The sequence below is a fragment of the Streptococcus cristatus genome, from assembly GCF_001578775.1.
GTDB lineage: Bacteria > Bacillota > Bacilli > Lactobacillales > Streptococcaceae > Streptococcus > Streptococcus cristatus_A.
In genome coordinates this window covers 1,571,997-1,589,593 of record NZ_KQ969062.1, presented here as the reverse complement: position 1 = coordinate 1,589,593, position 17,597 = coordinate 1,571,997, and the positions used below count along the sequence as shown (strand labels likewise).

The following is a 17,597-nucleotide window of genomic DNA, read 5'->3' as shown; positions in this document are numbered from 1 at the left end:
GGGTCAGATCGACTTGGAGGAGATCTACAGGCATGCCTAGTTCCAGTCCCTGATTGACGGCTTGCAGGCTTTCGACAGCCTTTTCGATGAGAGAGATATGACGGGCATTGGACAGATAGGTGGCGTCTTGCTCGACAATTCCAGCATTCTCAAAGAAGAGCTGATTGATGCGATCCTCGATTTTATCAATATTTTGGTTGTGGAGGACGGAAATATTGATTGCATCAGTCGGCAGCTGGTCTAGTTCAATCTTCTCTTCAAGGTCAGTTTTGTTAAGTAGGACGATGCGATTGCTGTCTTGGCTGATTTCAAGTAATTGTTTGTCTTGGTCAGTTAGTTGCTCGCTGGCATTGAGAACCAAGAGAACCAAATCAGCTTCCTGTAAGGCTTTTTTAGAGCGCTCAACGCCAATCTGCTCCACAAGATCATCCGTTTCCCGAATCCCTGCGGTATCGATGAGCTTGAGTGGTACGCCGTTAATATTGACATACTCCTCGATCACATCACGAGTGGTTCCCTCGATATCGGTCACAATAGCCTTGTCCTCGCGCAGAAGGTTGTTAAGCAGGCTGGATTTGCCAACATTAGGTCGACCGATGATAGCGGTAGAAATACCTTCTCGCAGAATCTTGCCGCGTCGAGCAGTTTTGAGAAGATGGGTCAGAAGTTGCTCAAATTCAAGTGTTTTTTCACGAATGATTTCCGTAGTTGCTTCCTCAACATCGTCGTACTCAGGATAGTCGATGTTGACCTCGACCTGAGCCAGTGTATTGAGGATTTCCTGACGGGTGCTGTTGATAAGGTCAGAAAGAGAGCCGTCCAGCTGCTTGACAGCATTGTTCATAGCTTTATCTGTCTTGGCCCGGATGATATCCATGACAGCCTCAGCCTGAGTCAAATCCACGCGCCCATTGAGAAAGGCCCGCTTGGTAAACTCGCCAGGCTCTGCCAGTCTAGCCCCCTCGCGGATAGCCAGCTGCAGGATTTCATTGGTGACCGCAATTCCGCCGTGGGTGTTGATCTCGATGATATCTTCACGGGTGAAAGTCTTGGGAGAACGCATGGCCCCGACCATGACCTCATCCAGAATCTCCTGATTTTGAGGGTCAACGATATGGCCGTAGTTAAGTGTGTGGCTGGCCACTTTGCTTAGATCCTTGCCTTTAAAGATTTTTTGGGCAATAGCAAAGCTGTCCGTCCCGCTTAGTCTGACGATACCGATGGCTCCTTCGCCAAGAGGGGTCGAAATCGCAGCGATGGTATCAAATTCTCGTGTTATCATGTATATCCTTTCTGAAAATCTATTTTGCAAACATCTGTCCCAAATTCATCCAAAAAGTTTTTGAGATTTGTGCATCATTTTGTCCTTGTTTTGCATTAATTAATAGGTATAATAGGAAAGTGATAGTTAAATCTTTGTGTCTTAGTAAAATGCGACTGACGGCTAGAGTTCTTTCAAATATTGGTAGAAGATAAACAGCTGTCGGGTAGGATATTTATTTTACTCTAAACCTGTTCCTATCTTGCTAGTCAGTAGGAAAGAACCGTCTTCGTTTTTTGAAAAAGTTAGGATAACGGCTTGATATTTGCTTCCTACTGGTAAGTAGGTGATGGTTTTTAATTCAGAGCCGCTGACAGTAGAAGTAGTTTCGTCAGTTGGTGTGCCGTGGTCGCGAATGACGTCGTCGTATTTTGTTCCGCCTGCACCTCTTTTCAAAATATCGCCCTCTTTGAGTGCATCAAATTCTGCTTTTGTCCATGTAGACTTCGTATTTTCTTCTTTTTCCTTTTCTTCTTCTCTTTCTGACGAATCAATATAGGAACGATAAGAACTCGAAAGAGTATCAAACCTTTTTCCCATTTCATTGAACATACGGGAATAGAATGATAGAGTGACAAGTGCGATGATTAAGGAGAAAAAGGAAATGACAGAGCCAATTATAGCCAAAGTTTTCTGTTTCTTTTGGTTAATAATGAGACCGATAATAGCAAGGATAAGAGCAATAGTACCGATAAAAAAAGATAGATAATTGATGATTGGTATCCAGGAGCCAAGTAAAGCGATTGCTCCAAAGACAATAGCTAAAATACCTAAAACTTTATTTTCTTGTTGCATTATAACAGCCTCCTCAGATTTTCTGTAGCTTACTACTTGAAATATGTATTTCTTTTAGTAATTTGCCTATCTTCATTGTAGCGTAAAATAGAACTAGGAGCAAGATTTTGAGGAGATTTTCGTAAAATGAAGCACTGTTAAATCGTGAAGAACCGTTTAAAAAGCTGAAAACACTTTCAAATTTCAAAGAATTGTGATATACTAAACATAGTTGATTTGAGGAGGTGCTATGGAAACTCTAAAGAAACTAGCAGGCATCAAGGCTGCTGAATTTGTCGAAGACGGGATGGTGGTCGGTCTGGGAACAGGTTCGACTGCTTACTATTTTGTCGAGGAAATTGGTCGACGTATCAAAGAGGAAGGCTTGCAGATTACTGCAGTCACCACCTCTAGCGTTACTAGCAAGCAAGCAGAAGGCTTGGGCATTCCGCTGAAATCCATCGATGAAGTGGATCAGGTCGATGTGACCGTTGATGGAGCTGATGAAGTGGATCCTCAGTTCAACGGCATCAAAGGCGGAGGCGGAGCCCTGCTGATGGAGAAAGTTGTCGCGACACCTACCAAGGACTACATCTGGGTGGTTGATGAAAGCAAATTGGTTCAAAAGCTAGGTGCTTTTAAGTTGCCAGTCGAAGTAGTGCAGTATGGTGCGGAGCAAGTTTTCCGTCGCTTTGCTAAGGCAGGCTACAAGCCAAGTTTCCGTGAAAAAAATGGCCAACGTTTTATCACGGATATGCAGAACTTCATTATTGATCTAGATTTAGGTGTAATCGAAAATCCAGTCGAATTTGGCCGAGAATTAGATCATATCGTGGGCGTTGTTGAGCACGGCCTTTTCACCCAAATGGTCAACAAGGTGATCGTCGCTGGTCAAGGTGGCGTAAACATTTTAGAAGCAAATAACTAGAAAAGAGGTTTTCATGTCAAAATTTAATCGTATTCACTTAGTCGTTATGGACTCAGTCGGCATTGGGGCAGCACCAGATGCTAACAATTTTGTTAATGCAGGGGTGCCAGATGGAGCTTCCGATACGCTGGGACATATTTCTAAAGCAGTCGGTCTAGATGTGCCAAATATGGCTAAGCTAGGCTTGGGCAATATCGAGCGTGAGCAAGCGCTGAAAACTGTACCAGCTGAGGAAAATCCAAGTGGTTACTATACTAAATTAGAAGAAGTTTCTTTAGGTAAAGATACCATGACAGGCCACTGGGAAATCATGGGTCTGAACATTACTGAGCCTTTTGATACTTTCTGGAACGGCTTCCCAGAGGAAATCTTGACTAAAATTGAAGAATTTTCTGGACGTAAAGTTATTCGTGAGGCGAACAAACCTTATTCTGGCACGGCAGTTATTGACGACTTCGGGCCTCGTCAGATGGAAACTGGCGAATTGATTATCTATACTTCTGCAGATCCAGTGCTTCAAATCGCAGCTCATGAGGAGATTATTCCTTTAGATGAGCTCTATCGTATCTGCGAATACGCTCGCTCTATCACCTTGGAACGCCCTGCACTTCTAGGCCGTATCATCGCTCGCCCTTATGTGGGGGAGCCAGGCAACTTCACTCGTACAGCCAATCGTCATGACTATGCAGTCTCTCCATTTGAGCCAACTGTTTTGGACAAACTCAATGAAGCGGGTATTGATACTTATTCTGTTGGTAAGATTAACGATATCTTCAACGGTGCTGGTATCAACCACGACATGGGCCACAACCAGTCCAATAATCATGGTGTAGACAATTTGGTTAAGGCTATCCAGTCTGAGGACTTCAAGTATGGCTTCTCATTTACCAACTTGGTAGACTTCGATGCTCTTTATGGTCACCGTCGTGATCCGCATGGCTATCGTGATTGTCTGCAGGAATTTGACGCTCGCTTGCCAGAAATCATTGAGAACATGCGGGAGGACGACTTGCTCATGATTACTGCTGACCATGGAAATGATCCGACCTATGCTGGAACAGACCACACTCGTGAGTACATTCCTCTCTTGGTCTTTGGTAAATCCCTCAAGGGGAACGGTCACTTGCCTGTCGGACATTTTGCGGACATTTCAGCAACCATCGCTGACAACTTCGGTGTGGACAAGGCTATGATCGGTGAAAGCTTCTTGGACAAATTGGTATAAGCATAAGAGAGTGAGGAAAATATTTTATGACAACATTATCTGAGAAAATCAAAGCAACGGCAGCCTTTCTGAAAGAAAAAGGCATGGCAGAACCTGATTTTGGGCTGATTTTGGGCTCTGGTTTGGGAGAATTGGCTTCTGAAATCGAAAATGCCGTTAGTCTTGACTATGCGGATATTCCAAACTGGGGTCGCTCAACTGTCGTTGGCCACGCTGGAAAATTAGTCTATGGAGACTTGGCAGGACGTAAAGTCTTGGCGCTGCAAGGCCGTTTCCATTTCTATGAAGGAAATCCTTTAGAAATCGTTACTTTCCCAGTGCGTGTGATGAAAGCTCTTGGTGCGACAGGTGTTATTGTTACCAATGCTGCCGGTGGTATCGGTTATGGTCCTGGTACACTGATGGCCATCACTGACCATATCAATATGACTGGTCAAAATCCTTTGATTGGTGAAAACTTGGATGAATTTGGTCCACGTTTCCCTGATATGTCTAAATCTTACACCCCAGAATATCGTGCAACTGCTCATCAAGTCGCTGATAAGCTTGGCATTAAGCTGGATGACGGTGTCTATATTGGTGTTACCGGTCCAACTTACGAAACGCCAGCAGAAATCCGTGCTTATAAGACGCTCGGAGCAGACGCAGTTGGCATGTCTACTGTTCCCGAAGTGATCGTGGCTGCCCATTCAGGCTTGAAAGTTCTCGGAATTTCATGCATTACCAATCATGCTGCCGGTTTCCAAGAAGAACTCAACCATGAGGAAGTGGTTGAAGTAACAGAGCGTGTCAAAGGTGATTTCAAACGACTACTTAAAGCCATTCTTGCTGAATTGTAAGAAAATAAAATATTAAACAAAGGAAAGGTAGAGCGAGGTGTTCAGATGTGAACACGAGCGGAAAACTATCTTTCAAATAAACACAGAAAGGATGGGCGTCCGAGTTTAAATTGAACTCGGGCTAGAGGCGGTGCAAAAAAGATAAATCTACCTAGATGCAGTCGCATCTTCGTTCAATTTCCTATTTTTGCTTTGCCTCTTTTAAGCCCTTAGTATCTTATATTATGTCTATCCATATTGCTGCTAAGCAGGGTGAAATTGCTGATAAAATTCTTCTTCCAGGGGATCCTCTTCGTGCCAAGTTTATTGCGGAGAATTTCCTTGAAGATGCTGTTTGCTTTAACGAAGTGCGGAACATGTTTGGTTACACTGGTACTTACAAGGGTCAGCGGGTTTCTGTCATGGGAACTGGGATGGGAATGCCATCTATTTCGATTTATGCACGTGAGTTGATTGTTGACTACGGTGTGAAGAAATTGATCCGTGTGGGAACTGCGGGTTCGTTAAACGAGGATGTTCATGTCCGTGAATTGGTTCTAGCTCAAGCGGCTGCGACCAACTCAAACATCATTCGCAATGACTGGCCACAGTATGATTTTCCACAAATCGCTAGCTTTGATTTGCTAGACAAGGCCTACCATATCGCCAAAGATCTCGGTATGACCACCCATGTCGGAAATGTCTTGTCATCAGACGTTTTCTATTCGAACTATTTTGAGAAAAATATCGAGCTGGGCAAATGGGGCGTGAAAGCTGTTGAGATGGAAGCTGCGGCACTTTACTATCTGGCTGCCCAGCACCAAGTAGATGCCCTGGCTATCATGACCATTTCTGATAGCTTGGTCAATCCTGACGAAGATACGACAGCAGAGGAACGCCAAAATACCTTCACCGATATGATGAAGGCTGGTCTGGAAACCCTGATTGATTAAGCATGAATCTAGATTTAAAAGAAGAAATTCTCTTTGCGATTTCCCGTTATGACTATGCTTATGCCTATAAGCTGGCGCAACAGTTGATGAGCGGCTCACCAGTTTTGACAAAATTGTTGCATATTCTGGCAGAGCGCAGAGAGCTCAATATTCTGCCAGCCATGGATAAAGAGTTGAAGACTGCCTTGCAGATGCAAAGTGGTTTTCAGCTTTTTTGTCATACCGATTTGGCTGATGAGCAGCTGGCTAACTATCTCTATGATTTGGAAGCCAAGCTGCGCATTGAGCAGATTATTGATTTCGTTCGAGCGGTTAGCCCGGCGATTTATCGGATTTTCATTCGCTTGATCAAGCTGGAAATTCCTGATATTGAGCACTTTATCCATAATTCTCGTGAAGCCAGCTATGACCGTTGGAAGTTTGAACGGATGCGGGAGTCGGATTATGCTGTCTTACAAGCCTTTCATGCAGAAAGCACGGTCAATTCATCCAGTCTGACAGAGTTGATTTTGCATTTGGATCTGCCGGAGTCTGTCAAGGAAGAGGTCAGACAGCTGCGGGAATTGGAGAAGTCAGTCCGAAATCCGCTGGCTCATCTGATTAAGCCCTTTGATGAGGCAGAATTATATCGGACAACAGGCTTTTCCTCCCAGCATTTTATGGAGATTTTGGTGGACTTGGCTCGCTTCACAGGGATTGTCTACGATCGGGAACATTTTTATTTTGATGAGGCAAACCGCTTGGTTAGAGCTTTATTGACAGGAGAGGAAAAATGGATAAAACACAGCAGTTGCAAGACATGATTGACCAAAGTCAGAATATCGTTTTTTTCGGTGGGGCGGGTGTCTCGACCGAGTCTAATATCCCTGACTTTCGTAGTTCGGATGGAATTTATAGTGTCAAGCTGGGTCGGCATTTTACAGCAGAGCAGCTAGTTTCGCATACCATGTTTGAGCGCTATCCGCAGGAGTTTTTCGACTTTTACAAGAAATACCTGCTCTATCCAGATGCCAAACCCAATGCGGCTCACGCCTATCTGGCTCATCTGGAGAAGATCGGCAAGCTCAAGGCTGTAGTGACGCAAAATATTGACAGCCTGCACGAAATGGCTGGATCAAAAAATGTCCTCAAATTGCACGGCAGTGCGGATAGAAATTTCTGTCTAAACTGTCAGCGATTTTATGATTTGGAGGCATTTTTAGCTCTGTCTGGAACGGTGCCCTACTGCCCTGACTGCGGTGGCATAATCAAGCCTGAAGTGACCCTCTATGAAGAGCCCTTGGATATGGAGACTTTTCAGCAAGCTGCGCAAGTCATTCATCAAGCCGACCTGCTGATCATCGGGGGCACTTCCTTGGTGGTCTATCCCGCAGCCAGTCTCATCCAGTACTTTGCGGGCAAGCATCTGGTCGTTATCAACAAGACTAGTATTCCACAGGATAAGCAAGCTAACCTCGTCATCGAAGGCAAGATTGGGGAGGTGTTTGCGCAGTTGAGGCAGTAAAACTAAAAATGTTTTTTTGCTAGAAAAGTTTGGTTAGAAAATGAAAATAGGATTTTTATGGCTGATTTATATATTCAAAATTCCTCTTGTAGCTTGTCGGTGAGGGAGCAGCGTGTGCTTGTGAGAAACGAGGAGCAGATCCTTTTGAAGGAAATTTCTTTTAATCTGATTGATAATATCTTGGTATTTGGTAATGCTCAGCTGTCTACTCAGCTACTGAAAGCCTTGGCTAATAGGGACATTTTTGTGTTCTATTTCTCGAGCAAGGGCGAGTTTCTATTTTCCCTTGATTCCTTTAGGAAGGAAAATTTTGAAAAGCAGCGTAGTCAGGCTCGGGCTTCTTTTGACTCGGACTTTTGCTTGGGCATTGCTCGTAAAATCGCTACGGCCAAAATCGGAAATCAGCTCAATCTGCTTCAGGCTTTTGATGAAAATGACTTGCTGGACCAGGAGGATTTCAAACGCTTTGGAGATGCGCTGGTAAATCTGGAGCAAGCTAGAAGTATCGCGGAAATTATGGGAATCGAAGGGAGATTGGCTAAATCTTACTTTTACCTCTTGAACTTACTGGTCATTGATGGTTTTCATTTTTCTGGTCGAAGTCGGAGGCCAGCTCTGGACAAGTTTAATACCCTGCTAAACTTTGGCTACTCCATTCTTTATTCTTGCTTTATGGGCTTGATTCACAAAAATGGTCTGAGCTTAGGCTTTGGAGTGATGCATCAGCCACACGACCATCATGCTGTCTTGGCGAGTGATTTGATGGAGGAATGGCGGCCGGTGATCGTGGACGATACGGTGCTGGGGCTGGTCAATCGTCAGGAAATTCTTGAGGAGCATTTCATTGAGAAGGAAGACGGTATCTTTTTGACGCCTGAAGGGATCGAAATCTTTTCTCGAGCTATGAGGGAGAGGATCTTGGAGATTCATCACTATGTCGAGCTGGATAAGAACCGCTACACTTTTCTATATGCGGCGGATCAGCAAATCAAATCCTTGATCCGGAGCTTTGAAGCCTTGGATCCAGCTGAGTATGTGTCGAGCTATACGGGAGGAGGGAAAGATGGTCTTCTTTAATCTTGATGATGATGAAAAAGAGTTTGCCAGAAAGAAAACGAAATTTTGTCTGGTCATTTATGATATAGTGAGCCATAAGCGACGCTTGAAGCTATCAAAGCTTTTAGAAGGCTATGGTGTGAGGGTTCAGCGTTCCTGCTTTGAGCTGGCTCTTGATAAGCTGGACTTTGACTGCCTTGTGAGGGAGCTGAGGGCCTTTTATCAGGCAGAAGAAGGGGACAATATCATTATCTATCTGGGGCACAAGGAAGAAAGGGTTGTTTTTAATCCTTATGATGGCGCGGAGTTGATAGACGATATTTTGTTCTTTTAAGCTTTGATTTCTGGGCTAGGCATGGTATAATGAGATTAGGGTTTAACTAGTTTTTAGGGGACACAAGATGTAGTGGTGGATCTTCTGAGGCTTTATACAAGATATGCTGATAGAACCTCCCTAATCCTCGAGAGGGGACGGAAAGTGAAAAAAGTGTGCCTACTGCGATAATTTGTAAATTGTGATAGAACCTCCCTAATCCTCGAGAGGGGACGGAAAGACCAATATCACCTTTATATGCTGGTTTACGTAGTTTGATAGAACCTCCCTAATCCTCGAGAGGGGACGGAAAGAAAAATGCTTTTCGAGGAACGGTCATGGATGCCGTTCGATAGAACCTCCCTAATCCTCGAGAGGGGACGGAAAGATGCCGTTTCTTGTTCACAAGTCTAACATAGTTTTTGATAGAACCTCCCTAATCCTCGAGAGGGGACGGAAAGCCAATGTTGGTATCTATCAGGAACTGTTTCTTACGATAGAACCTCCCTAATCCTCGAGAGGGGACGGAAAGTAAATTCACCGGTTTTTGAGTTGGATGTATTCTGATAGAACCTCCCTAATCCTCGAGAGGGGACGGAAAGGCTCGCCTGCTCCATTTCTCGGATAAATTTCGCATCGGATAGAACCTCCCTAATCCTCGAGAGGGGACGGAAAGAGTTTCATTTTTATAATACGGATTATGCCATTCAGATAGAACCTCCCTAATCCTCGAGAGGGGACAGGGTGGCTGGGGCTTTTTTACTTTCCCTCAGATTCTTGATTTGCCAAGACAGAAGGATATTGACTGCTTAAGCCCGTTTTTTCAAATACTTCAAAAAATATTGACAACGCTTTCAAAGATTGATATAATAAGCTGAGTAAATAATAATCGTTCTAAAGGGCGCCATGAAATCGGTGAAACATTCTTTCGCCTTTTTTCTGGCGCTTTTGCAGTATAGAGAGGAGACCGTGTGAGGAAAGTAGAGTTACATCTATCAAAGACAAGACTAAAAGATGAAGAATTGATCAGTAAGCTTCAGGGCTTTTTGATGGCAAGCATTTCGCCAGACTTTGCGACCTTTCTCCATGAGCAGGAGACCAATCCCTACTCGATGAATCTGAGCTCCACGCGCGATGAGTCGGTATGGGTTGTCAATTTGCTTTCAGAAGAGGCGGAACAGCAAATACTAGCTCCTTTATTAAACTTAGAAACCATCAAGCTAGAGAGCTATGCTGAGAAAATCCTTGTCAAAAAGGTGGAAATCCACTCCCTATCCCAGAAGACCTTGCTGGATATTTACCAAGATGATGATGCTTCCCACCTGATACGGGTGCATTTTTATACGCCAACGACCTTTAAGCGACAGGGGCAGTTTGTGCTATTTCCAGACACGCGTCTGATCTTTCAAAGTTTGATGCAAAAATACAGTCGACTGGTGGAAGGAAGAGCGGAAATCGAAGAGGAGACTCTACAGTTTTTAGCAGACCATAGCCAAATCACCAGCTATCATCTAAAAAGTCATTATTTTCCAATTCATGGACGAAAATACCCCGCCTTTGAAGGCAGGGTGACGATTCAGATAAAGGGAGCATCCACACTAAAAGCTTATGCGCAGATGCTCCTAAGATTTGGTGAGTATGCCGGAGTCGGCACAAAGTGTAGCCTAGGGATGGGAGGGATGAGAATTGAAGAAAGAAAAGATTGATTTGATTTACTGTGCCTTGTTTCACAATCTTGGCCGTATTGTCAGTCGCTCACTTGGCCAGTCTGATGATATAGACGTAGGAAAAGCATGGTTAAAGGAACAACTTCCTCAGCTGGATTTGTATGAAGATAGCAGAGCAGAACAAATTATTTCTCTGGCAAGTCGTATCGCTAGTGGGGTGGATGCAGGTATACCAGAAGTTTTGGTGGATGGATTCAAACCTCTTGCTGATATTTTTAATACTTTCAAAGAGGACAAGGGTTCTCGTTATCAGAAGTTTGAAGTTTTGACAGATGATAGTGAACTCAATATTGCCAGCCACGAAGCAGTTGATATTAGTCAAGACTGCTATGAGGAACTACTGAATATTTTGACTGAAAAACTGCAAGAACTTCCCTTAGAGGAAGAAAGCTTGCCATCCTTTTTCAATCTTTGGCGGATTTTGTTCTCGAAAGTACCTCTACTTCCTGGAGACAAGGATCTGGGAGATCTTTCTCTGGCAGAGCATAGTAGATTAACAGTTGCTTTTGCTACTGTGATTTTCGATTATCTGGAAAATCAAGGTCAAGATTCTCTGCTGGATGATGCGTCGAATCTCTATACAGAATTTGCTTTCTTACTAGCTAGTTTTGATTTGTCTGGTATTCAGGACTTCATTTACAATATCGCCAGCAAAGGGGCTGCTAAACAACTTAAGGCTCGCAGTCTCTATCTGGACTTTATGAGCGAGCATATCGTAGATAGTCTCTTGGAGCAGCTGGCCCTGTCACGCGCCAATGCTCTCTATGTCGGCGGTGGGCATGCCTACTTTATTTTGCCCAATACAGCAGGTACAGAGGCGGTTTTGAAAGAGTTCGAAGCGGAATTTAATTCCTTCCTCCTCAAGCATTTCCAGACAGGTCTCTATGTCGCCTTTGGCTGGGCTCCCTTTGCAGCAGAGCAGATGATGAAGCCTAGCAAGGACTCGGCAGCAGATTATCTGAAAAACTACCGCGAGATTTACCAGCAGACCAGTCGGATGATTTCCGAAAAGAAAATCTCTCGCTACGATGCGGCTACCCTGCAAGAGCTCAATAAGGGCGGTAAACAGTCTGAACGCGAGTGTGAGATTTGCCATGCGGTGGGGGATATCGAGGAATTGCGATTAGGTGATGAGGATGCACAAAACCTCTGTCCTATCTGTCGTGAGCTCAGGTGGTTTGCTGCTAAGATTCATACTTCTGACGACTCTGAAAATCCTGAGAGGAGAGACTACCATTATTTTCAGATTGTAGAGGGAGAAAAGGGGCTTCCAATCGGTCCGGGTGCTGTATTGCAGGCGGTGGTTGAAGAAAATAGCTCCGTATCTGGTCGCTTGTATGTGAAAAACAAGCCTTCTGCTAATAATGCGGCTATCCATGTCTTTATCGGAGACCGACAGGCAGCGAACATTGAAGAATATGCAGGTATGTCCCAAAAAGAAACCGAAGGCAACGAAGATGTAAACAGGGGAATTAAACGACTGGCAGTTCTGCGCTTGGATGTGGACAATCTAGGTGCGGCTTTTATGGCTGGATTTTCTGAGCAGGATGGCGGCCGTTATAATACCTTGGCCCGCTCTGCGGTCTTTTCTCAGCAGATGAGCCTTTTCTTCAAATTTCATATTAATCAATTTGCAGAAGATAAGAACTTGACGATTATCTATGCAGGTGGTGATGATGTCTTTGCGATAGGCAGCTGGCAGGATGTCATTAAGTTTGCGGTTGAGATCAGGCAGAAATTTATCGCCTTTACAAATGGGAAACTGACCCTATCCGCAGGTGTTGGACTCTATCCAGATAAAACGCCCATTCATCTGATGGCCTTGGATGCCGGACAGCTTGAGGAAGCTGCAAAGGACAATGGCAAAGACAGTATTTCTGTTTTTAATGAGCGGTATACTTTCAAGTTTAATGATTTCATTGATGGGATTTACAAAGGAAAATTGGAAGATATCCGGAGATATTTTTCTGGTCAGAAGGAGCGCGGTATCGCTTTTCTCTATCGTTTGGTAGAGCTTTTACAGCTGAATGACGAAGCAATGTATAAGGGGCATGGACCGGCAGACGATAGAAAGATGAATGTCGCCCGCTTGGCCTATCTCTTGGCGCGTATGGAAGATGAAGCTTCCAAAGAAGAGAAGGAGCATTTCAGAGAGTTTAAGAATGCTTTTTGGGATTGGTACAAGAGCAGCCGCAAGACGCAGAGAGAAGCAGAACTAGCCCTCATCTACTATCTCTATGAGATTAGAAAGGAACAAAAAGATGATGCCGTACGGAAACAATCAGAATAAAAGAAATAATGGTAGAAAACGAAATCAAGAGAATTATAATCAAGATGATTTTAGCAATCAAAATAATGAACCTAAGCCGCAAAGGTTCAAAATTAAGCCGCCTATTTTGACTGATGATTATGTCGACAAGGCAGAGCAGGTCATTCATAGCTTGAAAAATTCAGGGACATACAAAGAAGGGCCAAATGAAGGCAAGATAAAATTCAAATTAACCAGTACACAAATTCGTAATTTAGCAGCCTTGACTAGTAATCTTTTTGACGAGAGTAAAACCAGAAAGGATATTGAGGAACTGAGAGAAAAAATTTCTTATTTGAGGATTCAGTTCGTTTACCAATCTGGAAGAGAACCAGCTGTAGAGGATTTTGTCAAAAAAGCAGGTTTGTTAGAAGCATTGAAAGAAATTCAAGATATACCAAGTTTACAGCGCTTCTGTCGGTATATGGAAGCTTTGATTGCATATTTTAAATTCAATGGAGGAAGAGATCAATGACCTATTCAAAAGTGAAAATTTCGGGAATTATTGAATTAGAAAGCGGCTTGCATATTGGTACCAGCAATGCCTTTGCGGCTATTGGTGCTACCAATAATCCCATTATCAAAGATCCCCTTACGAATCTTCCCTTTATTCCTGGATCAACTTTAAAGGGGAAAATGCGCAGCCTGCTCTACCGAACAGACTATAATAAAAATACAACTAGAGACTTAAGCGAAGATAGTCCGGCTATTAGCCGTCTCTTTGGGAATGCAGAAACTTATAAGATTGGCCGCTTAGTCTTTCGGGATTCTTTTTTGAGCAACAAGGATGATCTGGACAAAAAAGGGTTGACGACTTATACAGAAGTTAAGTTTGAAAACACCATCAACCGTATTACAGCTGTTGCAATGCCTAGACAGATGGAGCGGGCCATCCGTGAAAGTGAGTTTGAATTTGAGATTATCTATTCCATCCAGGAGAAGGAACAAAACGAGATCGAAGAGGATATGGAAATTCTTAAGGCTGGTTTTGATTTGTTGGAATGGGATTATTTAGGCGGTTCTGGCAGTCGTGGCTATGGTAAAGTAAAGTTTAAAAACTTTGAGGTTAAGACTGTCTTTAGTGACTCTAAGGAGGATGGAATCAAGAGTAGGATTATAGAAGCCCTGAAACCATACACTAAGGATGAGCATAATGAGGGAGAGGATGCCGAAGTCCCAGAATCAGAAACTAAGTAAGGAGGTCTGCTATGGCCTATCAACTTTATAAACTAGACTTTAGTTCTGCCCATTTTGGTGAAGGCAATTTGGATGATTCGGTCATCACTTTCACAGCGGCCCGTCTTTACTCTGCCCTTGTGCTTGAAGCTATCAAGATGGGAGTCTTAGATGAGTTCGAGCGCTTGTCTCAGAAGGAAGATTTTGTGCTGACGGATGCTTTCCCCTATATGAGCGCACCTTATCTTCCCAAGCCTATCGGCTATCCATTATTGGATAAAATCAAACAAAATGAGGACATCATCAAACAGCGGGAAGAAGCTAAAAAAGCTAAAAAATTAGCTTTTATCAAGTTGGAAGATTTTGATTATTTTCTGGCTGGAAAAAGTATTGCTGGTGAGTCGCTGGTTACAAAATCAGTAAACACCAAAAATCAGCCCCTTCAGGATGGAAATCTTTATCAAGTTGCTTCAGTTCACTTTGACAAGAGCAGTTTGTATTTCATTGCCAATCAGTCTGAATTATTAGAAAAATTACTAGAGAGTTTGCAGTATACTGGCCTTGGCGGCAAGCGCAGCAGTGGTTACGGTGGGTTTACTCTGGATAAAACTATTAATCAGCCGTTGGATTTTTTGAAAAAATTAACCGTTAGTCATTCAGGAAAAGTAATGGCTTTGACTACTTCTCTGCCGGTAGATGATGATTTAGCAGATGCAATGGATGGTGGGAGATACTTACTGAAAAAAGCGAGTGGCTTTGCTTTTAGTGAGGTGACGGTATCTAACTATCGCAAGCAGGATTTGTATACGTTTAAAGCGGGATCAACCTTTTCCAAGACTTATAAAGGGCAAATCCGCGATGTCAGACCAAGTGCTGATTTTCCTCATCCAGTCTGGCATTATGCCAAACCCTTATTCTACATATTGGAGGAATCCAAATGAAGACAAGATATAGAAAATTCAAATTAGTTCTTTGGACTTTGGGGCCAGTGCATATCGGGAGTGGGGAGCTTCGTACTGCCCGTGAGTATATCCTTGAAGGAGATGAATATTATTTTCCAGATATGACTCTGCTTTACAATGAGCTTATCGAGCGGGGGATTGCTGAAAAGTTTCAAGAGTTCTTAGTTGACCCCAATAATAAAACCAATCGAATAAGTGATTTTCTGGCAATGCATGGTCTGGCCAATCATGATTTCGGAGGCTACCGCCTGAAAGCAACAGGACTGGAAAAACCTAAGGGAAAGCATGCGACTCGAAATCAGGAGACGACAGATCCTGGTGAAATCAATGGCGTTCATCAATTTATGCGGGACAGTTACGGCAGACCTTATGTTCCCGGCAGTTCTCTTAAAGGAGCCATTCGCACGATTTTGATGAATACTCACTGGCATTCAGAAGATTTTAAAAAGAAAGATAAAAAAGAAAAATCGTTGAAAATAAAAATGTAATCCCTTGGGGACCGAGACAACAAAAGCGAGGACAAGATCCCAAACACCACGATGATATTTTTAATGAAATCCGGGTTTCAGACAGTCAGCCTCTGTCAAATAATGATTTAATTCTTGTTCAAAAGTGGGATTTTACCCCAGGTAAGGATATAAAGCCGCATTCACTAAGTATCTATCGTGAAGCTCTGAAACCTGCAACCAAACTAGAGTTTGAAATCATTACAGCTTCAGCTTTTAAGGGTGGAAGAGCCGGGAAACTCATTGCTTCACTTGGAGAATCTGCGCAAAAATTCTACTTTGGGGTGACAGATGACCAGCTTGAAGAGGAAGAACGTTATGAAGGGTATAAGGATTTCTTCCTGAAAGAAGAATACTTCCCGAATCATTTTATTCAAGACAATCAACTCAATCCCCTATATCTGGGTGGCGGCAGCGGTGCTTGGACCAAAACAGTGTTTAGGCAGGCGGATGGTGAAGTTCAAAAACGGCACAAGAAAATGTCTGAACGAGGCGCTTTAAAGTTAGCAAAGGCACCAGAAGGAAGATTTGAGGGCAGTCTATTGATTAAAAACAATCATAATTTCTATGAAATGGGCAAAAGCTGCTTTACAATTACGGAGGTAGATGCAAGATGAAAACATTGATTACATTTGTCAGCCAGTATGATCCAGTGAGCGTTAAATTTACTGAAAGAATGGATTTTGGACAAGAAATTTCTTTAGAAAAAGTAGAAAAATATGCTAAAGATAATATTTATGACGGACCCGTTCTTCATATAATTAGGAAAGAAATGCCAAATAGAATTATCGCTCTTTTGAGTGAGGGAATGAAGAATAAGAAATGGAATCTTGAAAGGGCTATTCGGAAATTTTATCCTGATGAAAGCCAACCAAACTTCCAAGTAATAGATATTGGAGATGAGGTTTATAAATTTGATAGGATGTATGAAGAAGTTGCAAAAATTTTAGATAGAGAAACATTGCCTGCTGAAAATGATGAGGAAACGGAGTACCTACTGAATGTAACGAGTGGAACCGCTCAATGTCAGGCTGCTATGTACGCAATCAATTTTATCAAAAATTACCAAACAAAATTATATAGAGTAGATAGCCCAGACGGAATGAATTTGCCTGCACCCTATTATTCATCGGAAGCTATTGAGAGACTTCTGGATAAAAATTTGGATAATGAAAAGATAGATAACGACAGATCTCATATTGAAACAGGTGAAAAATTAAGAAGCAATCTTTTGCAGCGGACCTATAAAGATTTCATTTTAAAGTATGAATACAAGGCAGCGCTAGAGATTTTGAAGGATAATCCCCATATCATTTCTGATGTGAAAGCTGAGGGAAATTCGGAAAAGCTGTTAGAGAATATGGTCAGTGTATTCCAAAAACAGACAGTTCTTAAAAAGATAGCAGATGATGATAGTTTGCAATATGATGACACAGATGAGTTTCAAAAAGTTTTAAATTATTATCTGATGATTGATATTCTAAACCGCAGAGGTCAGGTAACCGATGTGCTCGTCAAGGCGAAATCTTTTGCGGAGTTTGTTATTGAAAAATATTTATTTAAAAATTACAGTAGGTATATCACAGAAACACCCACCGGCTTCAAGCTAGATTTTGAAGTACTTGATAGTGATGAAGTTAATATGATTTGCAAATATATTAATGATGAATATAAAAAGCAAGGTTTTAAAAAACTAAAATTTACAAAATATAAAAAACTGATGATACATTCATTTAGACACCTTGTAGGCTTTTTAGAGGGAAGAAATGCGATAGTCACTAGCAGTCAAAAAGTGTCAGACTTAAATAGTAGACGAAATCAAGTCGCTCACGGACTGGCTGAGATTTCAGTGAAGCAAGAGGAATTGGACGAATTGGTGAAGGGATTGAGAGAGCTCGTCATAGCCGTATATTCTGATATAGATGCCTCTTTATATCAGAAATATTTTGATTATTATGATATAAAGAATCGAGAGTTAATCAGCTGTATTAAATAGACTCGCAACCTTCCCTAACCCTTTCCCCTA

At 42.6% G+C, this 17,597-nt stretch carries 16 protein-coding genes, 1 pseudogene and 1 CRISPR repeat array; of the genes and pseudogenes, 15 read left to right on the top strand and 2 right to left on the bottom strand.

Annotated features, from left to right (window positions below):
- Together mnmE and SCRDD08_RS07765 are read right to left on the bottom strand one after the other, a co-directional pair.
- Positions 1–1,282: tRNA uridine-5-carboxymethylaminomethyl(34) synthesis GTPase MnmE (gene mnmE / locus SCRDD08_RS07770; RefSeq protein ID WP_231089354.1), on the bottom strand; the 1,282-nt coding region annotated here is incomplete at its 3' end.
- A 219-nt stretch (positions 1,283–1,501) separates the two neighbouring features.
- On the bottom strand, positions 1,502–2,116 hold the full coding sequence (locus SCRDD08_RS07765) for a CD20-like domain-containing protein (RefSeq protein WP_061423125.1): 615 nt from the start codon (positions 2,114–2,116) through the stop codon (positions 1,502–1,504).
- Positions 2,117–2,345: 229 nt separating this feature from the next.
- On the opposite strand from SCRDD08_RS07765, the gene rpiA reads away from it, so the two are divergent.
- The 15 genes and pseudogenes from rpiA to csm6 all read left to right on the top strand — a co-directional run bounded on the left by rpiA (position 2,346) and on the right by csm6 (position 17,567).
- Positions 2,346–3,023 (top strand): ribose-5-phosphate isomerase RpiA, encoded by a 678-nt coding sequence (gene rpiA, locus SCRDD08_RS07760; protein ID WP_061423124.1) that lies wholly within the window; start codon positions 2,346–2,348, stop codon positions 3,021–3,023.
- A gap of 13 nt (positions 3,024–3,036) precedes the next feature.
- Positions 3,037–4,248: a phosphopentomutase gene (locus SCRDD08_RS07755; RefSeq protein ID WP_061423123.1), complete on the top strand. Its 1,212-nt coding sequence runs from the start codon at positions 3,037–3,039 to the stop codon at positions 4,246–4,248.
- 26 nt (positions 4,249–4,274) lie between these two features.
- Positions 4,275–5,087: a purine-nucleoside phosphorylase gene (locus SCRDD08_RS07750; protein WP_061423122.1), complete on the top strand. Its 813-nt coding sequence runs from the start codon at positions 4,275–4,277 to the stop codon at positions 5,085–5,087.
- 224 nt (positions 5,088–5,311) lie between these two features.
- Positions 5,312–6,019 (top strand): purine-nucleoside phosphorylase, encoded by a 708-nt coding sequence (gene deoD, locus SCRDD08_RS07745; RefSeq protein ID WP_061423283.1) that lies wholly within the window; start codon positions 5,312–5,314, stop codon positions 6,017–6,019.
- 2 nt (positions 6,020–6,021) lie between these two features.
- Positions 6,022–6,822 carry a hypothetical protein gene (locus tag SCRDD08_RS07740; RefSeq protein WP_061423121.1) on the top strand — a complete coding sequence of 267 codons (801 nt, stop codon included), beginning with the start codon at positions 6,022–6,024 and terminating at the stop codon, positions 6,820–6,822.
- Complete coding sequence (locus SCRDD08_RS07735) at positions 6,792–7,523, top strand: NAD-dependent protein deacylase (RefSeq protein ID WP_061423120.1); 732 nt, start codon at positions 6,792–6,794, stop codon at positions 7,521–7,523. The genes SCRDD08_RS07740 and SCRDD08_RS07735 overlap by 31 nt, the downstream gene beginning before the upstream one ends.
- 57 nt (positions 7,524–7,580) lie before the next feature.
- Entirely contained in the window at positions 7,581–8,600 is a 1,020-nt protein-coding gene (gene cas1 / locus SCRDD08_RS07730) for a CRISPR-associated endonuclease Cas1 (protein WP_061423119.1), read from the top strand.
- Positions 8,587–8,913: a CRISPR-associated endonuclease Cas2 gene (gene cas2 / locus SCRDD08_RS07725; protein WP_061423118.1), complete on the top strand. Its 327-nt coding sequence runs from the start codon at positions 8,587–8,589 to the stop codon at positions 8,911–8,913. Before cas1 ends, cas2 begins: the two co-directional genes overlap by 14 nt.
- 108 nt (positions 8,914–9,021) lie before the next feature.
- Positions 9,022–9,639: a CRISPR direct-repeat array (repeat unit 37 nt; unit sequence GATAGAACCTCCCTAATCCTCGAGAGGGGACGGAAAG).
- A 224-nt stretch (positions 9,640–9,863) separates the two neighbouring features.
- A complete protein-coding gene (gene cas6 / locus SCRDD08_RS07720) occupies positions 9,864–10,598 on the top strand; it encodes a CRISPR-associated endoribonuclease Cas6 (RefSeq protein WP_061423117.1) in 735 nt (244 codons plus the stop codon).
- The gene (cas10, locus tag SCRDD08_RS07715) at positions 10,579–12,909 is read left to right on the top strand and encodes a type III-A CRISPR-associated protein Cas10/Csm1 (RefSeq protein ID WP_061423116.1); all 2,331 of its coding nucleotides are present in this window, start codon (positions 10,579–10,581) and stop codon (positions 12,907–12,909) included. The genes cas6 and cas10 overlap by 20 nt, the downstream gene beginning before the upstream one ends.
- A gap of 103 nt (positions 12,910–13,012) precedes the next feature.
- Positions 13,013–13,402 (top strand): type III-A CRISPR-associated protein Csm2, encoded by a 390-nt coding sequence (csm2, locus tag SCRDD08_RS07710; protein ID WP_061423282.1) that lies wholly within the window; start codon positions 13,013–13,015, stop codon positions 13,400–13,402.
- Entirely contained in the window at positions 13,399–14,124 is a 726-nt protein-coding gene (gene csm3 / locus SCRDD08_RS07705; protein ID WP_061423115.1) for a type III-A CRISPR-associated RAMP protein Csm3, read from the top strand. The genes csm2 and csm3 overlap by 4 nt, the downstream gene beginning before the upstream one ends.
- Positions 14,125–14,135: 11 nt before the next feature.
- The gene (gene csm4 / locus SCRDD08_RS07700; protein WP_061423114.1) at positions 14,136–15,044 is read left to right on the top strand and encodes a type III-A CRISPR-associated RAMP protein Csm4; all 909 of its coding nucleotides are present in this window, start codon (positions 14,136–14,138) and stop codon (positions 15,042–15,044) included.
- Positions 15,041–16,188: pseudogene (gene csm5 / locus SCRDD08_RS07695) on the top strand (type III-A CRISPR-associated RAMP protein Csm5). Before csm4 ends, csm5 begins: the two are co-directional and overlap by 4 nt.
- Complete coding sequence (gene csm6, locus SCRDD08_RS07690; protein WP_061423113.1) at positions 16,185–17,567, top strand: type III-A CRISPR-associated CARF protein Csm6; 1,383 nt, start codon at positions 16,185–16,187, stop codon at positions 17,565–17,567. Before csm5 ends, csm6 begins: the two are co-directional and overlap by 4 nt.
- Positions 17,568–17,597: the final 30 nt, after the last annotated feature.